We start from the raw sequence: 4,668 nt of genomic DNA, 5'->3' as shown, positions 1-4,668 counted from the left end.
CCACGCGTGACCACCACATCCAGCTCGCTGACGCGGCGCGCATGACGCGCCGGTTCCGCGAGACCCGCCCCAACGGCGAGCGGGGCGGCGCGTTCCATGCCGGCCAGATCCTGGAGTTGCTCGACCAGCCTGGCTGCGCGGCGATGCGTTACTACCATGCGCTGGGGAGCTACGGTCGGCCGACCCTGGTGCTGGTGGGCGTGGACGTGAGCAACGACGACCTGACGGACGGCGTCGTGCTCGACCTAATGGTCCCCTGCCCGCCGTTCTGCGCGCTGCCCAACGAGCTCAACGCGAGCGAGCGCCCCAAGGGGAAGCAGCCCTATCGCGCGGTGCCGCTGGCGCTGCCGAAGCGCGACCATCACATCACCCTCGATGCGGCGGCCACGATGACGCGCCGTTACCGCGAGGCCTTCCCGGACCGGGTGAAGGGGGGCGCCTTCCTCGCCCCGCAGGTGCGCGAGCTGCTCGCGCAGCGTGACTGCCTGGCACTCCGGTACTACTACGCCCTCGATGAAGCGGCCAAGGAGACGCTGGTCCTGGTGGGCGTGGACCCCGAAGGCGCCGACCTCACGGACGGCGTGCTGCTCGATCTCATGATGCCGTGCCCGCCGTTCTGCGCGAGCATGAACGAGCTGAACGCGGGCCTTGGTTCAGCCGAGATGCGCCGCCTGGAGGTCGCGGTAATGGCGGGTTCCCTCTAGCCGGCCGCGACCGGAGCGTGACGAACGCCGAAGCTGGATGGGGCCGGGACGCCGTCATGGCGCTCCCGGCCCCGCGTTCTAAGGTCCTGACAGGTTACTATAACCGGAGATGACTGTGGCGGGCGACCTCAGGCGGCGTGCTGCCGCCGCAGCGCTCTTGCCCTGCGGAACCCCACCAGCTTCCGCTCCTGCTCGTCCCACAGCGCCAGCGGTACACATTTGATACTCTGCCAGAGCGTGAGCCGGTTCACATCGGCCAGCTCGGGATGCTCGCGCAGCACCACCGGCAGCCGGTAGTTCGGGATGCGAGCGTTCAAGTGGTGGATGTGGTGGATCCCGATGTTGCCGGTGAGCCACCGGAGGACCGGCGGCAGCTCGTAGTACGAGCTGCCCTGGAGCGCCGCCCGGTCGTAGTCCCAGTGCTCGTCATGCTCCCAGTAGGTGGGCTCGAACTGGTGCTGCACGTAGAACAGCCACACGCCGAGCGAGCAGGTGATCAGCGTGAGCGGTAGTTGCACCATCAGGAACGCCTTGAGCCCGACCGTCAGCGCCATCAGGGCGACGAATCCAGCCAGCACGACGTCGGTCCACACGATGCTGAACCGCTCCCGCTTCCATGCCCGAGGCACGATCGTCGGGATGCGGTGCTTCACGATGAAGTGGAACGCGGGCCCGACCACGAAGAGCACCATCGGGTTCCGGTAGAGGCGGTACCCGAGCCGGCCCCACCAGGGGCGCGAGAGGTACTCATCCACCGTGAGCGTCGCGATGTCCCCGAAGCCCCGATGCTCGAGGTTCCCGCTCGTCGCGTGATGGATGGCATGCGTCTTCTTCCAATAGTGATACGGCGTGAGCGTCAGGACGCCGATGACGGAGCCTACCGCGTCCGCGACCCTCGGTGACTTGAAGAACGCCCCGTGCCCGCAGTCATGCTGGATGATGAACAGCCGGATCAGGAAGAACGCCGACGGCACCGCGAGCCCCAGCGTGAGCCAGTACGACACTCGAAGGCTGAAGTACATGAGCACCCACGTCGCCACCACCAGCGTGGCCGTGCTGGCCAGCTGCCAGAGGCTGCGCGGCAGGCTGGGCCCCTTGTACCGGGCCAGGATCGCGGCGACGGACGGGTTGTTCATGGCTCTAACCTAATACTCGGCCGCATCCCGCGCACGGGCGGGTTCTCCGGGCGGCCGCCCGCCGTCGGGCAGCGACGCTCGGGCGGCCGCGACGCCCATAAGCGCCGCCGCCGCCTTCCCCGACCGGTACCCCAGCTCGCGGTACGACTCGAACTGCGCCTCGTCGAAGAACTGGTCCGCCGTGGACTCGTGCGGGAAGGTGTCGTGACTGCACCGGTACTCGTGCAGATCGCGCGGATCGTCGCCGGTGAGCGACGACTTGATGTAGATCAGAGTGCCCACGTCGAACGTCCCGTCGCCTTTGGGGTAACGGATCTCGCCCTTGACCGCGTGGAGCTTCGAGAGCCCGCTCCCCGGATCGGGGACCAGGTCGTTCACACTCACCTTGATCTCGATACCCATGTCGATCCGCGCCTTGCGTATCACTCCGCCCAGTCCCCCGAAGGTGCGCTTCGGGTCCGCCTCAGCGTCGGAGGCGATGATCACCTTGCAGCGGCGCCGCAGCAGCTCGTACATCGCCAGGTTCTCGATGTGGCCGCCGTCCGACAGATTCACCAGCCACCGCCTCTCGTCGGTGTCGTTGAACAGCTCTCGGCACAGGTACAGCGGCCAGAGGCGCCGCGGCGTGAGCCAGCCGCCGAGCAGACTCGGCCGGTTCCGCGGGTTCTCGGCCCAGATGCCGAGCCGCACGTTGAGCAGCGTCATCAGGAACGCCATCGCCGTGCTCGAGCCGTAGCCGTGCTGCGGGCTCGCCGCGGCGCCGGAGACCGCCATCGCCGTGGCGAGCGACATCCGGTCGTTCTCGTACTCGGCGGTGCGCCGGTATCCCGTGGCGCGCGAGCCGCAATAGAGCGGCGAGAGCAGGAAGAAGTCCGCCTTGCGGCCGCGGAGCGCCGGGTCGTCGCTGCCGAGCAGGTTCACGCAGGTGTTCACCAGGTGGTACGGGACCCGGCGGTCCGGGTAGGCCAGCGCACTCAACATGAGATCGTCGGCGGAAACGAGCTGGTCTCCCCGCCCCCGGTCGCGCCGGACGATGAACGCCTCGCTCAGCCGGTCGCGGTAGAAATAGTGCATCGACACGCGATTGATGTCCGTGAAGAGCGCCAGCAGCACCAGGACGCCGAGCAGCAGCACGAAGATGGGGCCCGCAATGTTCGCCCAGCCCCACACGACGTACAGGACGCCGATGCAGACGATGGCGACGAACAGCGCCATGCCCGCCGCCACGAGCCCTCGCTTGAGCATGGCCGGCAGCCCCTTCGCCTCCTCGCCGAGCAGGCGCGAGCCGGCGACCGACAGCGCCGAGAGCGCCGCGGGCACCGAGAACGCGAGCTTGAAATCGGTGACCAGCTTGTCCACGTACACCAGCAGCAGCGGCAACACGCCCGCGACCGCGAGCACGAACGCCAGCCTGAGGAGGATCGCCTGGAACCTCGTGAACCCCTCGCGGAAGCGCAGCGTCCACAGCCTCGGCACGACCGTGACGACGGCGTACATGAGCGTGGTGGCGAGCCAGAGGAAGCTTACCACCGCCGCCGGGGCGAACAGCGCGGTGATGTGGTCACGCGGCTTGCCCCAGAGCAGGCCGTCGAGCACCGGCGCCTCTCCACGCATGCCGAGCGCGAGGTTGACGATCTTGGGATAGACGATGATCCACGCCGCGGCGGCCACGCCGAGGATGGCCATGATCGTGGAGAGCGTGATGAGCAGCCGTCCCACGTAGGTCGAGACGATGCGCCACGTGTCGAGCTGCAGGAGCCCGCCGGCCGGGGCGAGATACTCGCCGTGCTGGCGGAGCCGCTTGACCTCGGACCGCTCCTCGCGCCCGTCGAAAGCGAACGGGAAGTCTCCCGGGGACACCCCGGCGCTCCCGTCCGAGCAGAGCGCCGAGCGGCACGACCCGATGTACCCTCCGCCCGAGACCGTCGAGAGGTAGTCGCAGCCTTCCAGCACCCGCTGCTTCGCCAGCGCCTGCAGCACGCCGAGGTTGAAGCTCGCCGATCGGATCCCGCCCCCCGAGAAAGCGAGCCCCTGGAGGCCCCGCGCGAACGCTGTTTCGGGCCGGAAGTCGTCGGGGTTTCCCGGCGCGTCGGGCGCGCTGCGCCGATGAGCGATGAGCTTTAGCTCGTCGGCAAGGACCTTCTCGAACGAAACGCTGTCGGCCATGCGTCCACTCCCTCGCGTGCCGTGGTCATCCCAACGCTTCCAGCTCCTCGCAGAACCGCCCCACTTCGTCCTCGGTGTTGTACGACGCCCGCACCATCTGGGCAAGCCCCCGCGCCTCGTCCTTCACCGCCTCCAGCACGCGGCGCGGCATCAGCGACGCGCCCGCGTTGTTGAGGTGCAGGACTTCGACGCAGCCGGGGGTCTCCCGGCGGGCCCGCTCGACGTCGATCGCCATGCCGCAAGCTTCACCGCCGGCGGTAGGTCCGCAACCCGGGCGCCCTCAGCCGAGAAGCACGCCGCCCACTCCCGCCGCGACTATCAGCAGCGGCTCCGGGAGCCTCCTGGTCCGGAACAGCAGCGCCAGGGTCGCCGCGGCGATCGCAGCCGTGGGCAAGTCGGTGATGGCGCGCTTCCCCAGCACCCACGCCGCGCCCGCGATCGCGCCCGTCGCTGCCGCGGTCACACCGTCCACGAAGGCCTTTACGCGCGGGTCCTGGGCGAAGCGGTTAAAGTGCGGCGCGGCCACGATCACCACCACGTACACGGGCAGGAAAACGCCGAGCGCCGCCGCGCACGCGCCCAACGGCCCGGCCGTCAGGTATCCGATGAACGCGACCGTGATGACGACCGGACCAGGCGTGATCATCGAGACGGCGACGGCG

The 4,668-nt window shown here is 68.9% G+C and carries 5 protein-coding genes; 1 reads left to right on the top strand and 4 read right to left on the bottom strand.

Annotated features, from left to right (window positions below):
* A partial coding sequence (locus Q8Q85_14750; GenBank protein ID MDP3775516.1) for a hypothetical protein occupies window positions 1-704 on the top strand: 704 nt, incomplete at its 5' end.
* Between the two features lie 128 nt (window positions 705-832).
* On the opposite strand, the gene Q8Q85_14745 is transcribed toward Q8Q85_14750, so the two are convergent.
* From Q8Q85_14745 to Q8Q85_14730, 4 genes are all read right to left on the bottom strand, one after another.
* Entirely contained in the window at window positions 833-1,840 is a 1,008-nt protein-coding gene (locus tag Q8Q85_14745; GenBank protein MDP3775515.1) for a fatty acid desaturase, read from the bottom strand.
* Between the two features lie 9 nt (window positions 1,841-1,849).
* A complete protein-coding gene (locus Q8Q85_14740; protein ID MDP3775514.1) occupies window positions 1,850-4,006 on the bottom strand; it encodes a hypothetical protein in 2,157 nt (718 codons plus the stop codon).
* 25 nt (window positions 4,007-4,031) lie between these two features.
* Entirely contained in the window at window positions 4,032-4,241 is a 210-nt protein-coding gene (locus Q8Q85_14735) for a hypothetical protein (GenBank protein ID MDP3775513.1), read from the bottom strand.
* A gap of 45 nt (window positions 4,242-4,286) precedes the next feature.
* A partial coding sequence (locus Q8Q85_14730; protein MDP3775512.1) for a chromate transporter occupies window positions 4,287-4,668 on the bottom strand: 382 nt, incomplete at its 5' end.

The organism is Gemmatimonadales bacterium (genome assembly GCA_030697825.1).
Lineage (GTDB): Bacteria > Gemmatimonadota > Gemmatimonadetes > Gemmatimonadales > JACORV01 > JACORV01.
This window is presented reverse-complemented; position numbering and strand designations above follow the sequence as displayed.